Source organism: Streptomyces sp. NRRL F-6492, from assembly GCF_001280125.1.
In the GTDB taxonomy this organism is placed as follows: Bacteria; Actinomycetota; Actinomycetes; order Streptomycetales; family Streptomycetaceae; genus Streptomyces.
The window spans coordinates 17,537-38,997 of the sequence record NZ_LGEG01000182.1; the positions used below are offsets into that span (position 1 = coordinate 17,537).

Here is a 21,461-nt window from a genome sequence, read left to right on the forward strand (position 1 = left end):
GGTACGGTGTCTCGTCCCACACAGCGACCGGGAGTGTCACGGCCATGAGCACGCAGCAAGGTCTCACCCACATCGACGAGGCGGGGGCGGCCCGCATGGTCGACGTCTCCGCGAAGGACGTCACGGCCCGCACGGCGCGTGCCAGCGGACGGGTCCTCGTCTCGCCGCGCGTGATCGAGCTGCTGCGCGGCGAGGGCGTCCCGAAGGGCGACGCCCTCGCGACCGCGCGGATCGCCGGGATCATGGGCGCGAAGAGGACCCCCGACCTCATCCCGCTCTGCCACCCGCTGGCCGTCTCGGGCGTGACGCTCGACCTGTCGGTCGCGGACGACGCGGTCGAGATCCTGGCGACCGTGAGGACCACGGACCGCACGGGCGTCGAGATGGAGGCCCTGACGGCGGTCTCGGTGGCGGCCCTGACGGTCGTCGACATGGTGAAGGCGGTCGACAAGGGCGCGGTCATCTCCGACGTGCGGGTGGAGGAGAAGACGGGCGGCAAGTCGGGCCGCTGGGCGCGGGGCGAGTCGTGACGGGCGCCGGCCGGGCGGCGGGGACGCCCGGGCACCCGGAGCCCGCCGCACCGGGGGAGACCCCGGCGGACGTCTACTCGGCCCTGGTCGTCACCGCCTCCAACCGGGCGTCGGCCGGGGTGTACGAGGACCGGGGCGGTCCGCTGATCGCCGAGGCCCTGGCCGCGCTGCGGTTCGCGGTCGAGGGGCCGCAGGTCGTCCCGGACGGCGAGCCCGTCGAGGCGGCGCTGCGGGCGGCCGTGGACGCCGGGTACGACCTGGTCGTCACCACCGGCGGCACGGGCGTCTCGCCCACCGACCTGACCCCCGAGGTGACCCGCCGGGTCCTGGAGCGGGAGATCCCGGGCATCCCGGAGGCCATCCGCGCGTACGGCCGGGAGAAGGTGCCGACGGCGGCGCTCTCCCGGGGCCTCGCCGGGGTCGCGGGCCGCACCCTGATCGTGAACCTGCCCGGCTCGACCGGCGGGGTGCGGGACGGCCTGGCCGTCCTGGAGCCGCTCCTGAGGCACGCCGTCGACCAGATCCGCGGCGGCGACCATCCGAGACCGTCGTGATCCCGTCCTGGCCCGCGGTCCTCGTCGACGGCGACGTCGTCCTGCGGCCGATAAGGATGCGGGACCACGCGGCCTGGCGCGAGGTGAACCGGCGCAACCGCGAGTGGCTGCGCCCGTGGGAGGCGACGGTCCCGCCGACGTCCCCGGGCGGCCCGGTCGCCCAGCGCCCCACGTACCGTCAGATGGTGCGCCACCTGCGGTCGGAGGCGAACGCGGGCCGGATGCTGCCGTTCGTGATCGAGTACCAGGGTCGGCTCGTCGGTCAGTTGACGGTGGCCGGGATCACCTGGGGCTCGATGTGCTCGGGGCACGTGGGGTACTGGGTGGACAGCGCGGTGGCCGGGCGCGGGGTGATGCCGACGGCGGTCGCGCTCGCCGTCGACCACTGCTTCCGCACGGTCGGCCTGCACCGCGTCGAGGTGTGCATCCGCCCGGAGAACGGGCCCTCGCGCCGGGTCGTGGAGAAGCTGGGCTTCCGCGAGGAGGGGCTGCGGCCGCGCTATCTCCACATCGACGGGGCGTGGCGGGACCATCTGGTGTTCGCGCTCACGGCGGAAGAGGTGCCGGAAGGGCTTTTCCGACGCTGGCGCCAGACGAGAATGAAATAAGTGTTCGAATTCGATCGGTAGTTGACGGCCAATCGATCTGAACAATCACAAAAAAGTTCAGTGATATCAGCCAGATCGTGCGACACACCGGGCCAATTGGCCTATGCCCTCCCGCGAACCCCTCTACCGTGTGAAGCGTGAGCAGCAGCGGCCTCATCTACGCAGTCATCGTCGGGGCCTGGGCCGCCTACTTGGTACCGATGTGGCTCCGCAGGCAGGACGAGCTGAACGAAGCCCGTCCGACGGAACGCTTCAGCACCGCCATCCGGCTGCTTTCCGGACGGGCGGGCATGGAACGCCGTTACGCCAAGGAGCTCAAGGAGCGGGACCGTACGGCACAGGGCCCGACGCCCGACGTGGACCCGGACGCGGCGACCGAGCACCTCAGCTCGGTCGACGTCCGGGCCTTCTCCGCGCCCGCGGCCAGGACGGAGGCGCGCCTGGAACTCCCGGACCGCGACCGCGACCGCGACCGTACGCAGGACCGCGCGCCGGACCACGAACCGGACCGCGAACCGGAACCCGCGTCCGCCCCGGCCCGCCCCGCCCCGGGCGCCGCCGAGCGCGCCCGCCGCGGCAAGGCACTCGCCCGCCGCCGCCGCACCACGATCGTCCTCTTCCTGGCCTTCACGCTCGGCGCGGTCGTCGCGGCCGTCGGCGGCGTCCCCTTCCTGTGGGCGCCGGCCGTCCCCGCCCTGCTCCTCAGCGCGTACATCGTCCACCTGCGGGTCCAGGAACGGCGCCGCTTCGTGTACGTGATGGACCGGCGCCGCGCCGAGGCGGCGGCCGCCCGGCTGCGCGAGAGCCGCCGTCCCGCCCCGACGCCCGAACCGGAGGCCGACCAGGCGCCCGCGACGGCCCCGGCGGTCTCCCCGCAGGAGGCGGACCGGCGCGCCCTGGTCGAACAGACCGATCACGCCGAATGGGTGGACCAGCAGCGCGAGCGCCGCCCGGCCCGGGGCGACAGCTGGGACCCGGTCCCGGTCCCGCTCCCCACCTACGTCACCGCCCCGGTCGCCCCGCGCGCGTCGAGCGGCGTCGACGTCACGGACCCGGAGACCTGGAGCGCGGCCCGCTCCTCCACGGCGGCCGACCCGGCCCCCGCCCCGGCCCCCCGCCGCCGCCCCGCCGCCCCGACCCGCGACCACGGCCGCACCCCGCTCTTCGACCAGTACGCGGACGACGACCGCCCCCGGGCCGCCAACGAGTGACCCCGGCGGGCGGACCTCCCCGGGCTCCGCCCGCGGTCGCCCTGTCCGGCGACGAGGACGCGGCGGTCCTGGAGTCCGCCCTGCACGCCGTCTGCACGGCGGGCACGCGCTACGCGCTCCCCCTCCCGCCGGTGAAGCCGCTCGCCGACGCGGCGGACCGCTTCGAGCGCCCGCTCCTCCGGGTGGTCCCACCAGCCGCTCACCGGGCCGCCGCCGTGTTCGTCGCGCGGCGAGGGCGCCCGGGGCCGGGCGGCCCCCGACCCCCTCGGCTGACCTGCGGCGGAAGCGATTTTTGTTCTCGTCGGTCGGAGTGCTAATGTTTCACACGTCGCAAGGGCCTGTGGCGCAGTCTGGTAGCGCACCTCGTTCGCATCGAGGGGGTCTGGGGTTCAAATCCCCACAGGTCCACAGACGACGGGAATCCCGTCCGATCGGAAGATCGGGCGGGATTCCTGCTTTTCCGGCGAGGCGGCACGGTGCCGCGCACCGGCCCGGGGCACCATGCGGAGCGTGACCCACAGCTCGAAGAACCGGTGGAACGAGCTCGCGCTGTTCCTGGTGGTGACGGGTGTCAGCGTCTTCGCTCTGTCCTCGCTGGTGGCGTTCCTGATCGACGATCAGGGGGTGAGCGTCGACGGGGTCCTCGTCGTCCTCCCCAGCGTCCTCATCGGACTCGGCACCGCCCGGGCCTACCGTCGCCGCCGCACCGCCGGCGAGGGCGGCGGCTGACGGGCCCCGGTGCGGGTGCCGGCGCGTCAGGCCAGGGGCTTCGCGTAGCAGCGGCTCTCCGGGTGGTTCCGGTAGTGGCCGAACTTGGTGCACGGGGCGTAGCCGCTGGAGGCGTAGAGGGCGATGGCCTCCGGCTGGGCGGTGCCCGTCTCCAGGACCATGCGGGTGCGGCCGGCGGCGCGGGCGTCGGCTTCGAGGGCCGCCAGGATGCGGCGGGCCAGGCCCAGGCCGCGGGCCTCGGGGACCACGTACATGCGCTTCAGCTCGGCGTCGCCGTCCGCGTACCCCTGGTCGTTCGCGTCCTGGGTGCGCCAGCCGCCGGTGGCGAGGGGCTGCCCCTCGGGGTGGTAGGCGAGCAGGTAGAGACCGCGGGGCGGGACGAACATCCCGGCGTCCAGCGGTGTGACGTCGCCCTCGTCGCCGTAGCGGACGGCGTACTCCGCCTGGACCGCGTCGTTGAGTTTGACGGCGTCGGGGTGGTCATAGGGGGTGGGACGGATGTTCATGCGTTTCATCGTACGTGCGTGCGGATGACGGGTGTCGGTATTCTCCCGGGATGCTCACTGTCACGTCCGTGAATGTCAATGGTCTCCGTGCAGCCGCCAAGAAGGGCTTCGTCGAGTGGCTGGCCGGGACCTCCGCCGACGTCCTCTGCCTCCAGGAGGTGCGCGCCGAGGAGGCCCAGCTGCCCCCGGAGGTGCGGGCGCCCGAGGGCTGGTTCGCCGTGCACGCCCCCGCCGTCGCCAAGGGGCGCGCCGGCGTCTCCCTCTACACCCGGCGCGAGCCCGACGCGGTGCGGGTCGGCTTCGGGTGCGCCGAGTTCGCCACCGGCGGCCGGTACGTCGAGGCCGACCTGCCCGGCGTGACCGTCGCCAGCCTCTACCTGCCCTCCGGCGAGGTCGGCACCGAGCGCCAGGACGAGAAGTACCGCTTCATGGACGCGTTCCTGCCGTACCTGAAGGAGCTCCGGATCCGGGCCGCCGCCGACGGGCGCGAGGTCGTCGTCTGCGGCGACTGGAACATCGCCCACCGCCGGGCCGACCTGAAGAACTGGAAGCTCAACCAGAAGAAGGCCGGCTTCCTGCCCGACGAGCGGGAGTGGCTGAGCCGGGTCCTCGCCGGGGAGGACGGCGGGTACGTGGACGTCGTGCGCGAGCTCCACCCCGACCAGGAGGGGCCCTACTCCTGGTGGTCCTACCGCGGGCGCGCCTTCGACAACGACAGCGGCTGGCGCATCGACTACCAGATCGCCACGCCGGGGATCGCAGCCAAGGCCGTGAAGGCGTACGTCGAGCGGGCCGCCACCCACGACGAGCGGTGGAGCGACCACGCGCCCGTCACCGCCGTCTACGACCTGTAGGACCCGGCCCCCTCAGGGGCTGTCGCGCAGGCGGCGGTCCAGGGCCATCGACAGCTCCGCCTCCACCACGCTCTTCGCGAGCGGGCGCAGCCGCCACAGGTCCTCCTCGGCCGCGTGGGCGCGGAGCAGGTCGGTGAAGAGCTCCGCGAGCGCGTCCGCGTGCTCGCGGACGCGGGCGCCCGCCTTCAGGACCTCCGCGAGCGGCACGCCCTCGCGGACGAGCGCGGCGGAGACGTCGAGCAGCCGGCGGCTGATGTGGACGATCTCCTCGCCGTCGGTGACGAGGTAGCCGAGGTCGAGGGCGGCGGCCAGGTTCTCGGGCGTGACCTCGCCCGCGAAGTGGTCGGCCAGCTCCTCGGGGGTGAGGCGGACCGGCTCCTCCTCGCTGGGGACGTCTATGGCGAGGACCTCGCGGACGTTCCGGCCGCTCTCGAAGGCGGTGGTGAGGTCGGCGATGCCGTTGAGGGTGTGGCCGCGCTCCAGGAGGGCGGCGATGGTCCGCAGCCGGGCCAGGTGCTGCTCGTCGTACCAGGCGATCCGGCCCTCGCGGCGGGGCGGCGGGATCAGCCCGCGCTCGCGGTAGAAGCGCAGGGTGCGCACGGTGATGCCGGCGGCGGCCGCCAGCTCCTCCACGCGGTACTCGCGGAGGCCTTCCGGGGCGGGGGCGGTGGCGTGCGTGCCCGGTGCGCCCGCCGGTCCGCTCGTGCCCGCTCCCGTACCCGCCGCGTCGTCCGTACCCGCGCCCGTCACGTCGCCGCTCGCCCCCGTATCCGCGCCCGTCGCGCCGCCCGCGCCCGTCCCGGGACTCGATCCTTCTGCCACGCCCGCCAGCCTATGTTGTACCGCCGGTAACTTTCCCTCGTCGTACCCCTACCGCTCGGTAGGGAGCTGCTCTACAGTCCCCACCATGCCAGTGATTGCTGGCGGAATCAGCCGGGCGCACGGGAGGCGGCATGGCGAAGCACGAGCACGTACGGGTGGCGGTGATCGGATCGGGATTCGGCGGCCTGGGGGCCGCCGTCCGGCTGCGCCGCGAGGGCATCACCGACTTCGTGGTCCTGGAGCGGGCCGACTCCGTGGGCGGCACCTGGCGCGACAACAGCTACCCCGGGTGCGCCTGCGACGTCCCCTCCCACCTCTACTCCTTCTCCTTCGCGCCCAACCCGGACTGGCCCCGCACCTTCTCCGGGCAGCGGCACATCCGCGCGTACCTGGAGCACGTCACCGACACCTTCGGGATCCGGCCCCACCTGCGGCTGAACCACGAGGTGCTGCGGATGGAGTGGGACGCCGACGCCTTGAGGTGGGAGATCGAGACCTCTTCCGGCTCCTTCAGCGCCGAGGTCGTCGTCTCCGCCACCGGCCCGCTCTCCGACCCCAGGATTCCCGACGTCCCGGGGCTCGACGGCTTCCCCGGCAAGGTCTTCCACTCGGCCCGCTGGGACCACGACTACGACCTCACCGGCAAGCGCGTCGCCATGATCGGCACCGGCGCCTCCGCCATCCAGATCGTGCCCGCGATCCAGCCGCAGGTCCGCAGGCTCACGCTCTTCCAGCGCACGCCCCCGTGGGTCATGCCCCGCATGGACCGGAACATCACCGGCGCCGAGCGCCGGCTGCACCGCGCCCTGCCCGCCACCGCCACCCTGCGCCGCGGCCTGCTCTGGGGCATCCGCGAACTCCAGGTCGGCGCCTTCACCAAGCACCCCGGCGAGCTGGGCCTCGTCGAGAAGCTCGCCAAGGCCAACATCGCCAGGGCCGTCAAGGACCCGGCGCTGCGGGCCAAGCTGACCCCCTCGTACCGCATCGGCTGCAAGCGGATCCTGCTGTCGAACGCGTACTACCCGGCGGTCGCGCGGCCCAACGTCGACGTCGTCGCCTCCGGCCTGCGCGAGGTCCGCGGCTCGACCCTGGTCGGTGCCGACGGCACCGAGACCGAGGTCGACGCGATCGTCTTCGGCACCGGCTTCCGCGTCACCGACATGCCGATCGCCGACCGCGTCTTCGGGGCCGACGGGCTCTCGCTCGCCGACGCCTGGAAGGACGGCATGGAGTCGCTGCGCGGCGCCACCGCCGCCGGCTTCCCCAACTGGATGACGATCATCGGCCCCAACACCGGCCTCGGGAACTCCTCGATGATCCTGATGATCGAGTCCCAGCTGAACTACATGGCCGACTACCTGCGCCAGCTCAACGTCCTCGGCGGCCGCGCCGCCCTCGCCGTCCGGCCCTCCGCCGTGCACGCCTGGAACCGCAAGGTGCAGGCCCGGATGGAGCGGACCGTCTGGAAGGCCGGCGGCTGCGACAGCTGGTACCTCGACGCCAACGGGCGCAACACCACCCTCTGGCCGGGCACCACCCGCGAGTTCCGGCGCGAGACCCGGCAGGTCGACCTCTCCGAGTACGAGGTGATCCGCGCGCCCAGGACCGCTCCCGCCGTCACGTCCCGCTCCTCCCGCACGAAGGAGACCACCCAGTGAGCCGGCACCTGACCCCGCTCCCCGCGGCCCGTGAACTCACCGTCACCTCCGCCGACGGTTCCCGCGTCCACGTCGAGGTGTACGGCCCCGAGGGCGCCCCCGCCGTCGTCCTGGCCCACGGCTGGACCTGCTCGATCGCCTTCTGGGCCGAGCAGATCCGGGCGCTCGCCGCCGACCACCGGGTCATCGCCTACGACCAGCGCGGCCACGGCCGTTCGCCCGACCCCGGGCCCGGCGGCTACTCGACGACGGCGCTCGCCGACGACCTGGAGGCGGTGCTCTCCGCCACCCTCGCCACCGGCGAGCGGGCCGTGCTCGCCGGCCACTCCATGGGCGGCATGACGATCATGGCCGCCGCCGAGCGCCACGGGCTGCGCGACCACGCCGCCGCCGTCCTGCTCTGCTCCACCGGCCCCTCCCGGCTGACCGCCGAGGCCACCGTCGTGCCGCTGCGGCCCGGCGGCCTGCGCACCCGGCTCACCGCGGCCGTCCTCGGCTCCAGGGCGCCGCTCGGACCGGTCAACGCCGTCTCGAAGAAGGTCCTCAAGTACGCGACCATGGGACCCGGTTCGGCCCCCGACCGGGTCGACGCCTGCGCCCGGATCGTGCACGCCTGCCCGCGCGGCCCGCGCCACGGCTGGTCGCAGGTCCTGGCCGGACTCGACCTCGAACACGGCGTGCGGGCGCTGCGGCTGCCGGTCGCCGTGCTCGTCGGCACCGCCGACCGGCTCACCCCGGCCGCCCACTCCCGCGCCCTCGCGGAGGCGCTGCCGCACTGCGCGGGCTTCGTCGAGCTGCCCGGCATGGGCCACATGACCCCGGTGGAGGCCCCGGAGGCCGTCACCGCGCAGATCCGCGAACTGACCCTCACGTACCTGGGCGTGAAGGACACCGCCACCGTGAACGCCAAGGAGGACGCATGAGCAGGGTCAGTCTCGAAGGACAGGTCGCGGTCGTCACCGGAGGGGCCCGCGGCGTCGGCGAACTCCTCGCCCGCAAGCTCTCCGCGCGCGGCGCGAAGATCGCGCTCGTCGGCCTGGAGCCGGAGCAGCTCAAGGAGGTCGCGGGCCGGCTCCACACGGAGGCCGACTGGTGGCACGCCGACGTCACCGACCACGAGGCGATGTCCCGGGTCGCGGCCGAGGTGAAGGAGCGGTTCGGGAAGGTCGACATCGTCGTCGCCAACGCCGGTGTCGCGTCCGGCGGTCCGTTCGTCGGCTCCGACCCGGTCGCCTGGCGGCGGGTCATCGAGGTCAACCTGATCGGCGGCGCCGTGACCGGCCGGGCGTTCCTGCCCGTCCTCATGGAGTCCCGCGGCTACTTCCTCCAGATCGCCTCGCTCGCCGCGATCACCCCGGCCCCGATGATGACGGCGTACTGCGCCTCCAAGTCGGGCGTCGAGGCCTTCGCGCACAGCCTGCGCGCCGAGGTCGCGTACAAGGGCGTGAAGGTCGGCGTCGGCTACCTCTCCTGGACCGACACGGACATGGTGCGGGGCGCCGACGAGGACGACGTCATGCGGGAGCTGCGCCAGCGGCTGCCGTGGCCGTCGAACCGCACGTACCCCCTCGGCCCGGCCGTCGACCGGATCGTCGAGGGCATCGAGCGGCGCTCGCCGCACGTCTACGCCCAGTGGTGGCTGCGCGGGATGCAGTCGATCCGCGGCTACCTGCCCGGCGTGATCGCGACCGTGGGGCAGCGCGAGATGAGGCGCTTCGGGCCGCGCCTCGACACGGTCTCCAAGGGTCTCGTGGGGGCGGGCGGCGCGGCCGACGAGCAGGAGCGCACGGAGCGGGTCTGACCCCCCGGCCCCGCGTCCGACCTCCGGTTCTCACCGTCCGTAACTGATCGAAATGCGCGGAATGTTCACTCGTGCGAGGCTGATCGAGGTCGGGGACACCACGTCCCCCACCTCCCCCCCACATCTCTCACAGGAGTGAACTTCCATGGGCGTGCAGGACCAGTTCAAGGACAAGGCCGAACAGCTCAAGCACCAGGCCAAGGAGGCCATGGGCAAGGCGAAGGACGAGGCGTCCGAGCGCGCCTCCCAGGGCCGTGAGCGCCCCCAGGACGCGCAGGACCGCGCCCAGCAGGAGGTCCAGGACCGCCGCAACCAGGGCCGCCAGGCCTGACGTTCCGCCGGTTCACGCCGGAGGCGCACCCGCGACACCGGGTGCGCCTTCGCGCGTTTTCGGCCACCGCCCGCAACTCCCGTGCGTCCGCCGCCGGATCTTCGTACGGTGGCGCCCATGGCCGTACTCGAACGACTGCGCTCCGACCACGCCCCCGCCCTGCTCGTGTTCGAGCGGGAGAACCGGGCCTACTTCGCCGCGTCCGTGCCCGACCGGGGCGACGCGTACTTCAGCGGGTTCGCGGAGCGGCACCGGGCGCTGCTCGACGAGCAGGAGACCGGGACGATCCACTTCCACGTGCTCGTGGGGGAGGGCGGGGAGGTCCTCGGGCGGTTCAACCTGGTCGACGTCGCCGACGGGGCCGCCGAGCTGGGCTACCGGGTCGCCGAGCGCGCCGCCGGGCGCGGGGTGGCGACGGCCGGGGTGCGGGAGGTGTGCCGGCTGGCCCGCGAGGAGTACGGGCTGAGCCGGCTGACCGCCGCCACGACCCTCGACAACACGGGATCGAGGGCCGTCCTCGGACGGATCGGGTTCGGCGCGGTCGGGAGCGTGGTCCTGGACGGCCGGCCGGGCACCTCGTACGAACTCGACCTGGTGTACGGGGTGACGGAGGCGGACTCCAGGACGCGCCCGGCGGAGGATCCCGGGCCGGTGCGTGGCTCCGGGGGATGAGAGGGGCGCCGCGAGCGCCGACAGGGCGGCCGACAGGCCGGAGGCCGAAGAACGGCAGCAGGCCCGGGGGACGGACTCCACCGCCGAGTACGTGCCGACCGCGGACGAGGGGTCCCTCCTCGTCACCGCCATGCCCGAGAACGTCTTCCGAGAGGGGCTGACCCGGACGGTCGCGCGACCGCCGGCCGTCCAGTTCCCGCTGTCGTCCGAGGGGCCGGGGCCTTGAGCCCCGGCCCCTCGGATCCGGCCTATCCCTCCGGCCTCGGCGGCAGCTTCGGGCGGGAGCGGTCCGGCAGTTCCTCGTACGCCGGGGGGCTCGCCGCCGGGGTCTTCTCCAGGAGCGCGAGGGCGACGTGGACGGCGTCGTCCAGCTGGGCGTGGCGGCCCTCCGCCCAGTCCAGGGGGGTGCGCAGGACCGCGAGGTCGGGCTCGACGCCGTGGTTCTCCAGGGACCAGCCGTACTCGGGGAACCAGGCCGCGTTCATCGGCACCGTGATCTGGGTGCCGTCCCCGAGCCGGTGGCGGCCGGTCATGCCGACCACCCCGCCCCAGGTGCGCTGGCCGACGACCGGACCGAGGCCCAGGAGCTTGAAGGCGGCGGTGATCATGTCGCCGTCGGAGGAGGTGGCCTCGTCGGCGAGGGCGACGACGGGGCCGCGCGGCGCGTTGGAGGCGTAGCTGACGGGCTGGGCGTTGCGCGTGAGGTCCCAGCCGAGGATCCGCCGGGTCAGCTTCTCGATGACGAGCTCGCTGATGTTGCCGCCCGCGTTGCCGCGCACGTCCACGATGAGGGCCGGCCGGGAGACCTCCATGCGCAGGTCGCGGTTGAACTGCGCCCAGCCCGAGCCGCCCATGTCGGGGATGTGGAGGTAGCCGCAGCGCCCGCCGCTGAGCTCGCGGACCACGGTCCGGCGCTTGGCGACCCAGTCCTGGTAGCGCAGCGGGCGCTCGTCGACGAGCGGGACGACGGCGACCCGGCGGGCGCGCCCCTCGCCCTCGGCGGGGGTGAAGGTCAGCTCGACGGTGGTGCCGCCGGTGCCGGAGAGCAGCGGGTACGGCCCGGTGACCGGGTCCACCGGACGCCCGTCGACGTGGGTGAGGACGGCGCCCTCGCGGATGCCCGTACCGGCCAGCGGGGAGCGGGCCTTGGAGTCGGAGGACTCGCCGGGCAGGATCCGCTTCACCGTCCAGCCGGCCTCGCGGAGCACGAGGTTGGCGCCGAGCAGGCCCATGGGCCGCTGGTAGTGCGGCGGGCCCTCGTTGCGGCGGGCCGGGGTGACGTACGCGTGCGAGGTGCCCAGCTCGCCCATCACCTCGCGCAGCAGGTCGGCGAACTCGTCGGGGGAGGAGACCCGTTCGACCAGCGGCCGGTACTGGTCGAGGACCGCCGTCCAGTCCACCCCGCCCATGCCGGGCTCCCAGAAGTAGGCGCGGACGATCCGCCCGGCCTCGTCGAAGGCCTGCCGCCACTCGGCGCCCGGGTCGACCTCGTGCAGGATGCGCCGCAGGTCCAGGTAGACGGTCGAGTCGCCGTCGCCGGCCTCGGTGGCGGGCACCGCCCGCAGCTCGCCCTCGTCCGCGACGACGAGCCGGGTGCCGTCGCCGCTGACCGCGAACCAGTCCAGGTCGGAGGCGAGTTCGCTCTTGCGGGCCTTGGTGATGGAGAAGTGCTCCAGGGTGGGCCGGCCCGAGGTGTCGGCCGGGTTGGCGAAGGTCTCGCCGAGCGCGCCCGAGATGGGCCAGCGCAGCCAGACCAGGCCGCCGCCGCTGACCGGGTGCAGCGCGGAGTACTTGGAGGCGGAGACCGGGAACGGCGTGACCCGCTCGGCGAGCCCCTCGATCTCCACCGTCACCGTGCCCTCGGCCGGGGCCGTGTCGTCGTCGGCCGGGTCGAGGCCGCCGGCCGCCGGGCGCCCGTCCGGGAGCAGCGCGAAGGGGGACGGGGTCGCGGAGGAGAGCGGGACGAGGTAGGGGCGGCAGCCCAGCGGGAACGACAGGTCGCCGGTGTGCACGTCGTACACCGGGTCGAAGCCGCGCCAGGAGAGGAAGGCGAGGTAGCGCCCGTCCCGGGTGAAGACCGGGTTCTCGTCCTCGAAGCGCCCGTTGGTGACGTCCACGACCGTGCGGGCGCCGGGGCCCGAGATGCGGGCCATCTTGATGGAGCGCAGGGAGCGGCCGATGCCGGGGTGGGACCAGGTCAGCCAGTCGCCGTCGGGGGAGAAGGCGAGGTCGCGGACGGGTCCGTTGACGGACCTGATCAGCTCGGTGACCCGGCCGTTCGGCTTCCCGTCCGGTTCTCCGTCCGGTTCTCCGCCCGGCTCCCCGTCCGACTCCTCGCTCGCGTCGAGGAGCAGGAGCCGGCCGTCGTGGGAGGCGAGGGCGAGCCGCTCGCCGTCCGGGTCGGCGACCAGTTCCTCGACCCGCCCGAGGCCCCCCGTGGCGAGCCGGCGCGGCGGCCGGTCGCCGCTGGCGCGCGGCAGGTGGGCCACCTCCACGGCGTCCTCGCCGTCGGCGTCGGTGACGTACGCGACCTGGCCGCCGCTGCCGAGCATCTCGGGCAGCCGGACCCGGACGCCGGGGGAGTCGATGATCGTGCGGGCCGGGCCGTCGCGGTGCGTCAGCCAGTACAGGCTGCCCCGGACGGAGACGGCGCTGGCCCGGCCGGTCTCGTCGACGGAGAGGGAGTCGATGTGGTGGGCGGCGGGCACCTGGTAGCTCCGCCGGCCGACGCGCTGGCCGCCGAGCCGCACTTCGAGCCTGCGGGGGCGGGAGTCGGGGGTGAGGGCGTCCACGGTCCACAGCTCGCCCGCGCACTGGTAGACGACCCGCCGGCCGTCGCTGGAGGCGTGCCGGGCGTAGAACTCGGCGTGGTCGGTGTGGCGGCGCAGGTCGGTGCCGTCGGGCCGGCAGGAGTACAGGTTGCCGACGCCCTCGTGGTCGGAGAGGAACGCGATCCGGCCCCCCACGGCCATCGGGCAGTCCAGGTGCCCGCCGATGTCGGGCAGCAGCCGCTCGCCGTGCAGCCAGAGCCGGCCGGTGGCGCCGCCCCGGTACCGCTTCCAGGCGGCGGGCTCGTGCGGCGGCTTCCCGGTGAGCAGCAGCGTGCACCGCTCGGTCTCGTTGCCGGGGGCGGTGATCCCGTCCGTGACCGTGATGTCGGAGACCGGACCCCAGGGCAGCCGGCGGCCCGGGGTGCCGTCGGTGGGGACGGTGTAGGCCCAGGAGTAGTACGAGAAGGGCTGCCCGTGCGAGGAGACGGCGAGGATCTCGGAGCGGCCGTCCTTGTCGGGGGGCGTCCAGCCGCAGACCCGGGTGTCGGTGGAGCCCCAGTGGGTGAGCCGCCGGGCGGCCCCGCCGTCGACCGGGACGAGGTGGATCTCGGGGTCCAGGCTGCGCCAGTTCGTGTACGCGATGTGGCGCCCGTCCGGCGAGAAGCGCGGGTGCCCGACCCGGGTCCGGTCGACGGTGAGCCGCCAGGCCCGGCCGGGGCGCTCCCCCTCGAAGGCGAGCGGGGCGACCCAGAGGTCGTCCTCGGCGACGAAGCACAGCAGGTCGTCGTGGAGGTGCGGAAAACGGAGATACGCGACGTCGTCACTCACCTCCCCATGCTTTCGGGGCGGAGGGGGCGTGGCAACTCGTACGTGTATGCGGGCGCGTCCCGGGGGTCCCGCCGGTGTGGGCCAGAACACGTACGAAACGGTTTCGTTTCGCTGGAGGGCGGGAGTATCTTCTTACTGTACGAAACCGTTTCGTTCGCTCCCCGTCGGTCCACCGGAGCGGAAGCGGGAGCGGAAGAAGAAGCAGGAGGCACGGCATGGCACGCAGCAGGCTCACTCCCGAGCGGGAGTCCGAGCTGTACGCGGCCGTGCTCGACCTCCTGCGCGAGGTCGGCTACGACGCCCTCACCATGGACGCCGTCGCCGCCCGCACCCACTCCAGCAAGGCCACCCTCTACCGCCAGTGGGGGAGCAAGCCCGAGCTGGTCGCCCGGGCGCTGCGCGCCAACAAGCCGGCCGACCTCTCCGAGATCGACACCGGTTCGCTGCGCGGCGACTTCCGGGCCATGCTCGAACGGACCGACGACTGCCAGATGGAGAAGGACTCCGCGCTGATGCGGGGTCTGGCCCATGCCGTCCACGACAACCCCGACCTGCACCGGGCGCTGCGCGAACTGATCGTCGAACCCGAGATGAACAGCTTCGAGGAAGTGCTGCGCCGGGCGGTCCGCAGGGGCGAGGTCGACGCCGGCAATCCGGCGCTGAAGCTCGTCCCGCACATGCTGATCGGCGCGTTCGTCGCCCGCCCGCTGATCGAGGATCAGCCGGTCGACCACGCGTTCCTCAGTGCCTACGTCGACGCCGTCGTGCTCCCCTCACTCGGCGTCTGAGCCCCACGGGACCTCCCCGGAGGACCCCGCACCACCTCTCCACCTGACGTCGCGCCGCTCACGCCGTCGGGCCGGCTCCCCATGCCCTTGTCCCTCAACACCGGGAGTACGCCCCCGTGGCCACGTTCCTGTACAAACTGGGTCGCTCCGCCTTCCGGCGCCGACGGCTCGTCGCCCTCCTCTGGGTGGCGCTCCTCGCGCTCGCCGGCGTCGGCGCCGCGACCGCGCCCGCCGCCACCTCCAGCTCCTTCTCGATCCCCGGCACCGAGGCCCAGCGCGCCTTCGACCTGCTCGAAGAGCGCTTCCCGGGCGCCGGAGCCGACGGGGCCACCGCCCGCGTCGTCTTCAAGGCCCCCGAGGGCCAGAAGGTGACCGACCCGGCGCACAAGGCCGTCGTCGAGGAGACCGTCGCCGCGCTCAAGTCCGGCTCGGACCAGATCGTCTCGGTCGCCGACCCGTACACCGCGCGGGCCGTCTCGCAGAACGGCTCCACCGCCTACGTCTCCGTCGCGTACAAGGTCAACGCCATGGAGCTGACCGACGAGACGCGCGAGGCCCTGAAGCAGGCCGGGCACCAGGCGCAGGGCAAGGGCCTGACGGTCGAGGTCGGCGGCGACGCCCTCCAGACCATGCCCGAGACCGGCGCGGGCGAGATCGTCGGCGTGGTCATCGCCGGCATCGTGCTCGTCGTCACCTTCGGCTCGCTCGTCGCCGCCGGACTCCCGCTGCTCACCGCGATCATCGGCGTCGGCATCGGCGTCTCCTCGATCGCGGCGCTCGCGAACGTCCTCGACCTCGGCTCCACCACCTCCACCCTCGCGATGATGATCGGCCTCGCGGTCGGCATCGACTACGCCCTCTTCATCGTCTCCCGCTACCGCGCGGAGCTCGCCGAGGGCCGCGACAAGGAGGAGGCCGCGGGCCGCGCGACCGGCACGGCCGGCTCCGCCGTCGTCTTCGCCGGGCTCACCGTCGTCATCGCCCTCGTCGGCCTGGCCGTCGTCAACATCCCGATGCTGACGAAGATGGGCTTCGCCGCCGCCGGCACGGTCGTCATCGCCGTCCTCATCGCGCTCACCCTGATCCCGGCCCTGCTCGGCTTCGCCGGCGACAAGGTCGTGGGCCGCAAGCAGCGCAAGGGCGCGGAGTCCGGGACCGGCGAGGACGGCGAGGGCGGCAAGGGCGTCAAGGAGGAGAAGCCGAACGGCGGCACCCGCTGGGCCCGGTTCGTCATCCGCCGCCCCGTGATGGTGCTCCTCGTCGGCGTCCTCGGCCTCGGCGCGATCGCGGTGCCCGCCGCCTCCCTGGAGATGGGCCTGCCGGACGACGGCGTGAAGCCGGTCTCCACCACCGAGCGCCGCGCGTACGACGCCCTGTCCGACGGCTTCGGCCCCGGCTTCAACGGCCCGCTGCTCGTCGTCGTCGACGGCGACAGGGCCACCGCCGACAGGACGGTCTCCACGATCAAGAAGCTCGACGGCTGGGCCGCCGTCACCCCGGCGACCCCGAACAAGGCCGGCGACGCCGCGATGATCACGGTCGTCCCGAAGGACCGCCCGTCCTCCGGCGCCACCGAGAACCTCGTCCACGACATCCGCGGCGCCACCGGCGACGACGTCCTCGTCACCGGCGCCACCGCGATGAACATCGACTTCTCGCAGAAGATGAACGACGCCCTGGTGCCCTACCTGGCCCTCGTCGTCGGCCTCGCCTTCCTGCTCCTGACCCTGGTCTTCCGCTCGGTCCTCGTCCCCCTGAAGGCGGCCCTCGGCTTCCTGCTCTCGGTGGTCGCGGCCCTCGGCGCGGTCGTCGCGGTCTTCCAGTGGGGCTGGCTCGGCAGCCTCTTCGGGGTCGAGCAGACCGGCCCGATCATGTCGATGATGCCGATCTTCATGGTGGGCGTCGTCTTCGGCCTCGCGATGGACTACGAGGTGTTCCTCGTCACCCGGATGCGGGAGGCGTACGTCCACGGCGAGCGTCCCGGCGAGGCGATCGTGACCGGCTTCCGGCACAGCGCCCGGGTGGTCACCGCCGCCGCGGTGATCATGATCGCGGTCTTCTCCGGCTTCATCGGGATGACCGACCAGATGATCAAGATGATCGGCTTCGGCCTGGCCGTCGCGGTCCTCTTCGACGCCTTCGTGGTCCGCATGGCGATCGTCCCGGCCGTCCTGGCCCTGCTCGGCCACAAGGCCTGGTGGCTGCCGAAGTGGCTGGACCGGGCCCTGCCGAACGTGGACGTGGAGGGCGAGGGCCTCGCCGAGCACGTCGACGGGACCGGCTCGCAGGAGAAGCCGGACCTCGTGAAGGTCTGATCCGGTGAAGCCTTCACCTCGTGAAGGTCTGACCTCGTGAAGCCCTGACCTCGTGAAGGCCTGATCTCGCGCAGGTGCGAGTACCGGCCGGGTCCAGCCCCGACGCCGTCGGCGTGTCGTCAGTCAGCGACGCGCCGACGGCGTCCGCGTACCCGAAGCGGTGGAGGGGCCGGAGGAGTACGTGTGGCGGAGGAAGCGGACCAGGGCGGCGGTGTCGAACTGGACGACCTCCACCCCCTCCTCCGTGTGGAACTCGACCACCGTCTGCACCCGGCCGCAGGGCCAGACGCCGATGTCGCCGCGCCGGGTCGGGGTGCGCAGGCCCGTCTCCAGGAGGGCGCGCGGAAAGGACCACTCGACGGCGCCGGGGAAGACGAAGCGGACGGTCGCGGGGGAGTAGCCGGGGTCGTAGCGGAGGGCCACCGGGACGGGTCGGGTGAGCGGGGCGTCGCTGACGATCCGGCCCTTGGCACGGTCGTCGACTGCGGGGGCGGGTGCGGCGGCCATCGGTGGCTCCTGACGTTTCGTCCTCTTATAAGCCAATGTGGCACTTCTTCCCCGTGATCGCACGCCTCATGCGGGCACAGCTGCGGCCATGATGTGACCCATGCGCTCTTGCAAGCCCTTCGCAGGAGCGCCCATCATTCCGACGTGCATGTACCTGACGGATTCATCAACGCCCCCGTATCGGCCGTCGCCGGTGTCGTCGCCGCCGGCGCCGTCGCCGTCAGCCTGCGCGGAGCCCGCCGCGAGCTGGATGAGAGGACCGCGCCGCTCGCCGGCCTCGTCGCGGCCTTCGTCTTCGCCGTCCAGATGCTGAACTTCCCGGTCGCCGCCGGGACCAGCGGACACCTCCTCGGCGGCGCGCTCGCCGCGATACTCGTCGGCCCCTGGACCGGCGTCCTGTGCATAGCGGTCGTCCTGCTCATGCAGGGCGTCCTCTTCGCGGACGGCGGCCTCACCGCGCTCGGCGTGAACATCGACGTCATGGGCGTCGTCACCGTCGTCGTGGCCTACGCGCTCTTCCGGGGCCTCGTCCTGGTCCTGCCGCGCACCCGCCGCTCGGTGACCGCGGCCTCCTTCGTCGCCGCGCTCGTCTCCGTACCGGCCGCGGCCGCCGCCTTCACGCTGGTCTACGCGGTCGGCGGCACCACCGACGTCCCCCTCGGCAAGGTCCTCACCGCGATGGTCGGCGTGCACGTCCTCATCGGCATCGGCGAGGCCGTCATCACCATGCTGACCGTCGGCGCGGTCCTCGCCGTCCGCCCCGACCTGGTGTACGGCGCGCGCGGCCTGACCGCCCCGCTCAAGCTCCGGGTGGACGGCGAGCTGGTCGACGCCGCGCCCGCCGCCCCGGCCGCTCCCGCCCAGGGCTCTCCCAGGAAGCTGTGGACCGCCGGCGTCGTCACCGCCCTCGTCCTCGCCGGCTTCGTCTCCTTCTACGCCTCCGCCAGCCCCGACGGCCTGGAGAAGGTCGCCGCCGACCAGGGCATCGACGCCAAGGCCGACGCGTACGAGCACGCCACCGCGGACTCCCCGCTCGCCGACTACGGCGTCAAGGACGTCGGCGACGCGCGCCTCTCCGGCGGCCTGGCCGGCGTCATCGGCGTGGGCACGACCCTGGCCGTCGGCACCGGCGTCTTCCTGGTCGTCCGCCGCCGCCGCCGCGACGCCGTACCGGAAAGCGTCTGACGTGGGCGCGGGACACGCCCACAAGCTCTACCGGCACGGACACTCGCCGGTCCACGGGCTGCCCGCGCACACCAAGCTCGTCGCCGTCCTCGGCTTCGTCCTGGTCGTCGTCTCGACGCCCCGCGAGGCCGTCTGGGCCTTCGCCCTCCACGCCGCGCTCCTCGCGGCCGTGGCGGCGAAGGCCCGGATCCCGGCCGGCTTCCTGCTCAGGCGGCTGCTCGTCGAGGTGCCGTTCGTCGCGTTCGCGCTGCTCATGCCGTTCGTCGTGCCCGGCGAGCGGACCGAGGTGCTCGGGATCTCCCTGAGCGTCCCCGGCCTGTGGGGCGCCTGGAACGTCCTCGCCAAGGGCACCCTCGGCGTCGCCGCCTCCGTGCTCCTCGCCGCCACGACCGAGCTGCGCTCCCTGCTCCTCGGCCTCCAGCGGCTGAGGCTGCCGCCGCTGCTCGTCCAGATCGCCTCCTTCATGATCCGGTACGGCGACGTCATCACCGACGAGATGCGCCGCATGTCCGTCGCCCGCCGCTCGCGCGGCTTCGAGGCGCGGGGCGTGCGCCACTGGGGCGTCCTCGCCAAATCCGCGGGCGCGCTCTTCATCCGCTCGTACGAGCGCGGGGAACGGGTCCACCTGGCCATGGTCAGCCGTGGCTACACCGGCACCATCCCCGTGCTCGACGAGGTGGCCGCCACCCGCGCCCAGTGGGCGTACGCCGCGGCGCTGCCCCTCACCGCCCTCCTGATCTGCCTCCTGGGACGGACCCTGTGACCACTCCCCCCTCCCTCGAAGTCCGCGGCCTCGCGTACGCCTATCCCGACGGCCACCAGGCCCTCTTCGGGGTGGACCTGACCGTCGGGCGCGGCGAGCGGGTCGCCCTGCTCGGCCCCAACGGCGCCGGCAAGACCACCCTCGTCCTCCACCTCAACGGCATCCTCACCGGCGGCGCGGGCACCGTCGCCGTCGCCGGGCTCCCGGTCGGCAGGAAGCACATGGCCGAGATCCGCCGCAAGGTCGGCATCGTCTTCCAGGACCCCGACGACCAGCTGTTCATGCCGACCGTCCGCGAGGACGTGGCCTTCGGCCCGGCCGCCGCCGGACTGCGCGGCGCCGAGCTCGACGCCGTGGTGCGGCGGGCCCTGGAGCGGGTCGGGATGGCGGAGTACGCGGACCGGCCGCCGCACCACCTCTCCTTCGGGCAGCGCCGCCGGGTCGCGGTGGCGACCGTCCTCGCCATGGAGCCGGAGATCCTCGTCCTCGACGAACCGTCCTCCAACCTGGACCCGGCCTCGCGCCGCGAGCTCGCGGACGTCCTGCGCTCCCTGGACGTCACCGTCCTGATGGTCACCCACGACCTGCCGTACGCCCTGGAGCTCTGCCCGCGCGCGGTGGTCCTCAGCGAGGGCGTCGTCGCCGCCGACGGGCGGACCGGCGAACTCCTCGCGGACGCGGAGCTGATGGCCCGGCACCGCCTGGAGCTGCCGTTCGGCTTCGTCCCGCAGTCGGTGGCCTGAGGGCCCGCCCCCGACGGCCCGAGGGCCCCGGAATCGGCCCTCCGCCCGCCGCGTTGCACCATGGGGGGTCGGAGCACAGGAGAGACGAGGAGCGGGAACGTGGACGTCCGGGGCACGGTGGCGGCGGGCTGGGAGCCCGTCGGGGACGCGTTCCTGCGCGCCTTCGGGCAGCGCGGCGAGCGCGGGGCGGCCGTCGCCGTCCACCGGGACGGCGTGAAGGTCGTCGACCTGTGGGCGGGCACCAGGGACGTCGACGGGGCGGAGCCCTGGACCGAGGACACCGCCCAGGTCGTCCGCTCGGCCACCAAGGGCGTCGCCGCCGCCGTCCCCCTGCTCCTGCACCAGCGCGGCCTGCTCGACCTGGACGCCCCCGTCGCCACGTACTGGCCCGAGTTCAAGGCGGCCGGCAAGGACCGCGCGACCGTGCGGGACCTCCTCGCGCACCGGGCCGGCGTCCCCGTCCTCGACCGGCCGCTCACCCTCGCCGAGGCCGCCGACCTGCCGACGGCGACCGCCGCCGTGGCCGCCCAGGCCCCCGTCTGGGAGCCCGGCACCGCCCACGGCTACCACGCCCACACCTTCGGCTGGCTGCTCTCCGGCCTGGTCCACCGGGTCACCGGCCGGACGATCGGCCGCTGGGTGGCCGAGGAGATCGCCGGCCCGCTCGGCCTCGACCTGTGGATCGGGCTGCCGGACGCGGAGGCCCACCGGGTCGGCCGCATCGGCCCCGTCGAGGAGGTCGAACCGGCCGGGAGCGGCGCGCTCAGGCTCCGCCCCAAGCGCGCGGTCACCGAGGCGTACCGGGACCCGGACTCCCTCACCCGCCGCGCCTTCGGCGTCATCGACCCCCGGCCCGACGAGAACGACCCCGTCTACCGGGCCGCCGAACTCCCCGGCTCGGCCGGCGTCGCCACCGCCCGCGCCCTCTCCCGCTTCTACGCCGCCACCCTCGGCCCGGTCGACGGCGCCGAGCGCCTCTTCGCCCCGGCGACGCTCGCCCTCGCCCGTACCGAGGAGTCCGCGGGCACGGACCGCGTCCTGCTCGTCGGCACCCGCTTCGGCCTCGGGCACATGCTGCACGGCCCGGCCTCGCCGCTCCTCGGCCCGTCGTCCTTCGGCCACCCGGGCCGGGGCGGCTCCCTGGGCTTCGCGGACCCCGACTCCGGGATCGCCTTCGGGTACGTCACCAACGGCATGCGGAAGACGGTCACGGCGGACCCGCGCGCCCAGGCGCTCGTACGGGCGGTCCGCGCGGTGACGGCCTGACGGGCTGACGGGCTGGCGC

At 73.7% G+C, this 21,461-nt stretch carries 22 protein-coding genes and 1 tRNA gene; 19 read left to right on the top strand and 4 right to left on the bottom strand.

Annotated elements, in window-relative coordinates:
• Positions 1–44: 44 nt before the first annotated feature.
• The 6 genes from moaC (at position 45) to ADL08_RS14390 (ending at position 3,632) form a co-directional block, all read left to right on the top strand.
• Positions 45–530: a cyclic pyranopterin monophosphate synthase MoaC gene (moaC, locus tag ADL08_RS14365; protein WP_053642806.1), complete on the top strand. Its 486-nt coding sequence runs from the start codon at positions 45–47 to the stop codon at positions 528–530.
• Positions 527–1,084: a MogA/MoaB family molybdenum cofactor biosynthesis protein gene (locus ADL08_RS14370; RefSeq protein ID WP_078968155.1), complete on the top strand. Its 558-nt coding sequence runs from the start codon at positions 527–529 to the stop codon at positions 1,082–1,084. The genes moaC and ADL08_RS14370 overlap by 4 nt, the downstream gene beginning before the upstream one ends.
• Positions 1,081–1,692, top strand: a complete 612-nt coding sequence (locus tag ADL08_RS14375; RefSeq protein ID WP_053642808.1) for a GNAT family N-acetyltransferase — start codon at positions 1,081–1,083, stop codon at positions 1,690–1,692. The genes ADL08_RS14370 and ADL08_RS14375 overlap by 4 nt, the downstream gene beginning before the upstream one ends.
• Before the next feature lie 137 nt (positions 1,693–1,829).
• Positions 1,830–2,903, top strand: a complete 1,074-nt coding sequence (gene glpR, locus ADL08_RS14380; RefSeq protein ID WP_053642809.1) for a gephyrin-like molybdotransferase receptor GlpR — start codon at positions 1,830–1,832, stop codon at positions 2,901–2,903.
• Positions 2,904–3,237: 334 nt separating this feature from the next.
• A tRNA-Ala gene (locus tag ADL08_RS14385) sits at positions 3,238–3,311 on the top strand.
• Positions 3,312–3,413: 102 nt separating this feature from the next.
• Complete coding sequence (locus ADL08_RS14390; RefSeq protein ID WP_053642811.1) at positions 3,414–3,632, top strand: hypothetical protein; 219 nt, start codon at positions 3,414–3,416, stop codon at positions 3,630–3,632.
• A 26-nt stretch (positions 3,633–3,658) separates the two neighbouring features.
• On the opposite strand, the gene ADL08_RS14395 is transcribed toward ADL08_RS14390, so the two are convergent.
• Positions 3,659–4,138, bottom strand: a complete 480-nt coding sequence (locus ADL08_RS14395) for a GNAT family N-acetyltransferase (RefSeq protein ID WP_053642813.1) — start codon at positions 4,136–4,138, stop codon at positions 3,659–3,661.
• 50 nt (positions 4,139–4,188) lie between these two features.
• Here ADL08_RS14395 and ADL08_RS14400 point away from each other — a divergent pair, with 50 nt between their 5' ends.
• Positions 4,189–4,992: an exodeoxyribonuclease III gene (locus ADL08_RS14400; protein WP_053642815.1), complete on the top strand. Its 804-nt coding sequence runs from the start codon at positions 4,189–4,191 to the stop codon at positions 4,990–4,992.
• Positions 4,993–5,004: 12 nt separating this feature from the next.
• Here the strand turns inward: ADL08_RS14400 and ADL08_RS14405 are convergent, their stop codons facing one another.
• Positions 5,005–5,625 (bottom strand): MerR family transcriptional regulator, encoded by a 621-nt coding sequence (locus tag ADL08_RS14405; protein WP_053642907.1) that lies wholly within the window; start codon positions 5,623–5,625, stop codon positions 5,005–5,007.
• Between the two features lie 320 nt (positions 5,626–5,945).
• Between ADL08_RS14405 and ADL08_RS14410 the strand changes: the two genes are divergently transcribed.
• From ADL08_RS14410 to ADL08_RS14435, 6 genes are all read left to right on the top strand, one after another.
• Entirely contained in the window at positions 5,946–7,472 is a 1,527-nt protein-coding gene (locus tag ADL08_RS14410) for a flavin-containing monooxygenase (RefSeq protein ID WP_053642817.1), read from the top strand.
• 8 nt (positions 7,473–7,480) lie between these two features.
• Positions 7,481–8,395, top strand: a complete 915-nt coding sequence (locus ADL08_RS14415; RefSeq protein WP_053642908.1) for an alpha/beta fold hydrolase — start codon at positions 7,481–7,483, stop codon at positions 8,393–8,395.
• Positions 8,392–9,273 carry an SDR family oxidoreductase gene (locus ADL08_RS14420; protein WP_053642819.1) on the top strand — a complete coding sequence of 294 codons (882 nt, stop codon included), beginning with the start codon at positions 8,392–8,394 and terminating at the stop codon, positions 9,271–9,273. Before ADL08_RS14415 ends, ADL08_RS14420 begins: the two co-directional genes overlap by 4 nt.
• 145 nt (positions 9,274–9,418) lie before the next feature.
• On the top strand, positions 9,419–9,604 hold the full coding sequence (locus ADL08_RS14425) for a hypothetical protein (protein WP_053642821.1): 186 nt from the start codon (positions 9,419–9,421) through the stop codon (positions 9,602–9,604).
• A 117-nt stretch (positions 9,605–9,721) separates the two neighbouring features.
• Positions 9,722–10,276, top strand: coding sequence for a GNAT family N-acetyltransferase (locus tag ADL08_RS14430; RefSeq protein WP_053642823.1), 555 nt, complete (start codon positions 9,722–9,724; stop codon positions 10,274–10,276).
• Entirely contained in the window at positions 10,260–10,502 is a 243-nt protein-coding gene (locus ADL08_RS14435) for a hypothetical protein (RefSeq protein ID WP_053642825.1), read from the top strand. Before ADL08_RS14430 ends, ADL08_RS14435 begins: the two co-directional genes overlap by 17 nt.
• A 22-nt stretch (positions 10,503–10,524) precedes the next feature.
• On the opposite strand, the gene ADL08_RS14440 is transcribed toward ADL08_RS14435, so the two are convergent.
• A complete protein-coding gene (locus ADL08_RS14440; protein WP_053642827.1) occupies positions 10,525–13,875 on the bottom strand; it encodes a S41 family peptidase in 3,351 nt (1,116 codons plus the stop codon).
• 215 nt (positions 13,876–14,090) lie between these two features.
• Between ADL08_RS14440 and ADL08_RS14445 the strand changes: the two genes are divergently transcribed.
• Positions 14,091–14,663: a TetR/AcrR family transcriptional regulator gene (locus tag ADL08_RS14445; protein ID WP_053642829.1), complete on the top strand. Its 573-nt coding sequence runs from the start codon at positions 14,091–14,093 to the stop codon at positions 14,661–14,663.
• Positions 14,664–14,779: 116 nt separating this feature from the next.
• Entirely contained in the window at positions 14,780–16,978 is a 2,199-nt protein-coding gene (locus ADL08_RS14450; RefSeq protein ID WP_053642831.1) for an MMPL family transporter, read from the top strand.
• A gap of 123 nt (positions 16,979–17,101) precedes the next feature.
• On the opposite strand, the gene ADL08_RS14455 is transcribed toward ADL08_RS14450, so the two are convergent.
• Positions 17,102–17,485, bottom strand: coding sequence for an SsgA family sporulation/cell division regulator (locus ADL08_RS14455; RefSeq protein WP_053642833.1), 384 nt, complete (start codon positions 17,483–17,485; stop codon positions 17,102–17,104).
• Between the two features lie 144 nt (positions 17,486–17,629).
• On the opposite strand from ADL08_RS14455, the gene ADL08_RS14460 reads away from it, so the two are divergent.
• From ADL08_RS14460 to ADL08_RS14475, 4 genes are read left to right on the top strand one after another with little or no spacing between them, the layout of a single operon-like run.
• Positions 17,630–18,670: an energy-coupling factor ABC transporter permease gene (locus ADL08_RS14460; RefSeq protein ID WP_053642835.1), complete on the top strand. Its 1,041-nt coding sequence runs from the start codon at positions 17,630–17,632 to the stop codon at positions 18,668–18,670.
• 1 nt (position 18,671) lies between these two features.
• On the top strand, positions 18,672–19,433 hold the full coding sequence (gene cbiQ / locus ADL08_RS14465) for a cobalt ECF transporter T component CbiQ (RefSeq protein WP_053642837.1): 762 nt from the start codon (positions 18,672–18,674) through the stop codon (positions 19,431–19,433).
• Positions 19,430–20,176, top strand: coding sequence for an energy-coupling factor ABC transporter ATP-binding protein (locus ADL08_RS14470; protein WP_053642839.1), 747 nt, complete (start codon positions 19,430–19,432; stop codon positions 20,174–20,176). Before cbiQ ends, ADL08_RS14470 begins: the two co-directional genes overlap by 4 nt.
• Positions 20,177–20,236: 60 nt before the next feature.
• On the top strand, positions 20,237–21,442 hold the full coding sequence (locus ADL08_RS14475) for a serine hydrolase domain-containing protein (RefSeq protein ID WP_053642841.1): 1,206 nt from the start codon (positions 20,237–20,239) through the stop codon (positions 21,440–21,442).
• Positions 21,443–21,461 lie beyond the last annotated feature (19 nt).

What these genes read in the sequence shown, in the direction of transcription:
- moaC (WP_053642806.1), top strand. Translation starts at nt 45, where the DNA reads ATGAGCACGCAGCAAGGTCTCACCCACATCGACGAGGCGGGGGCGGCC.
- ADL08_RS14395 (WP_053642813.1), bottom strand. Translation starts at nt 4,138, where the DNA reads ATGAACATCCGTCCCACCCCCTATGACCACCCCGACGCCGTCAAACTC.
- ADL08_RS14400 (WP_053642815.1), top strand. Translation starts at nt 4,189, where the DNA reads ATGCTCACTGTCACGTCCGTGAATGTCAATGGTCTCCGTGCAGCCGCC.
- ADL08_RS14410 (WP_053642817.1), top strand. Translation starts at nt 5,946, where the DNA reads ATGGCGAAGCACGAGCACGTACGGGTGGCGGTGATCGGATCGGGATTC.
- ADL08_RS14420 (WP_053642819.1), top strand. Translation starts at nt 8,392, where the DNA reads ATGAGCAGGGTCAGTCTCGAAGGACAGGTCGCGGTCGTCACCGGAGGG.
- ADL08_RS14425 (WP_053642821.1), top strand. Translation starts at nt 9,419, where the DNA reads ATGGGCGTGCAGGACCAGTTCAAGGACAAGGCCGAACAGCTCAAGCAC.
- ADL08_RS14430 (WP_053642823.1), top strand. Translation starts at nt 9,722, where the DNA reads ATGGCCGTACTCGAACGACTGCGCTCCGACCACGCCCCCGCCCTGCTC.
- ADL08_RS14445 (WP_053642829.1), top strand. Translation starts at nt 14,091, where the DNA reads ATGGCACGCAGCAGGCTCACTCCCGAGCGGGAGTCCGAGCTGTACGCG.
- ADL08_RS14455 (WP_053642833.1), bottom strand. Translation starts at nt 17,485, where the DNA reads ATGGCCGCCGCACCCGCCCCCGCAGTCGACGACCGTGCCAAGGGCCGG.
- ADL08_RS14475 (WP_053642841.1), top strand. Translation starts at nt 20,237, where the DNA reads ATGGGGGGTCGGAGCACAGGAGAGACGAGGAGCGGGAACGTGGACGTC.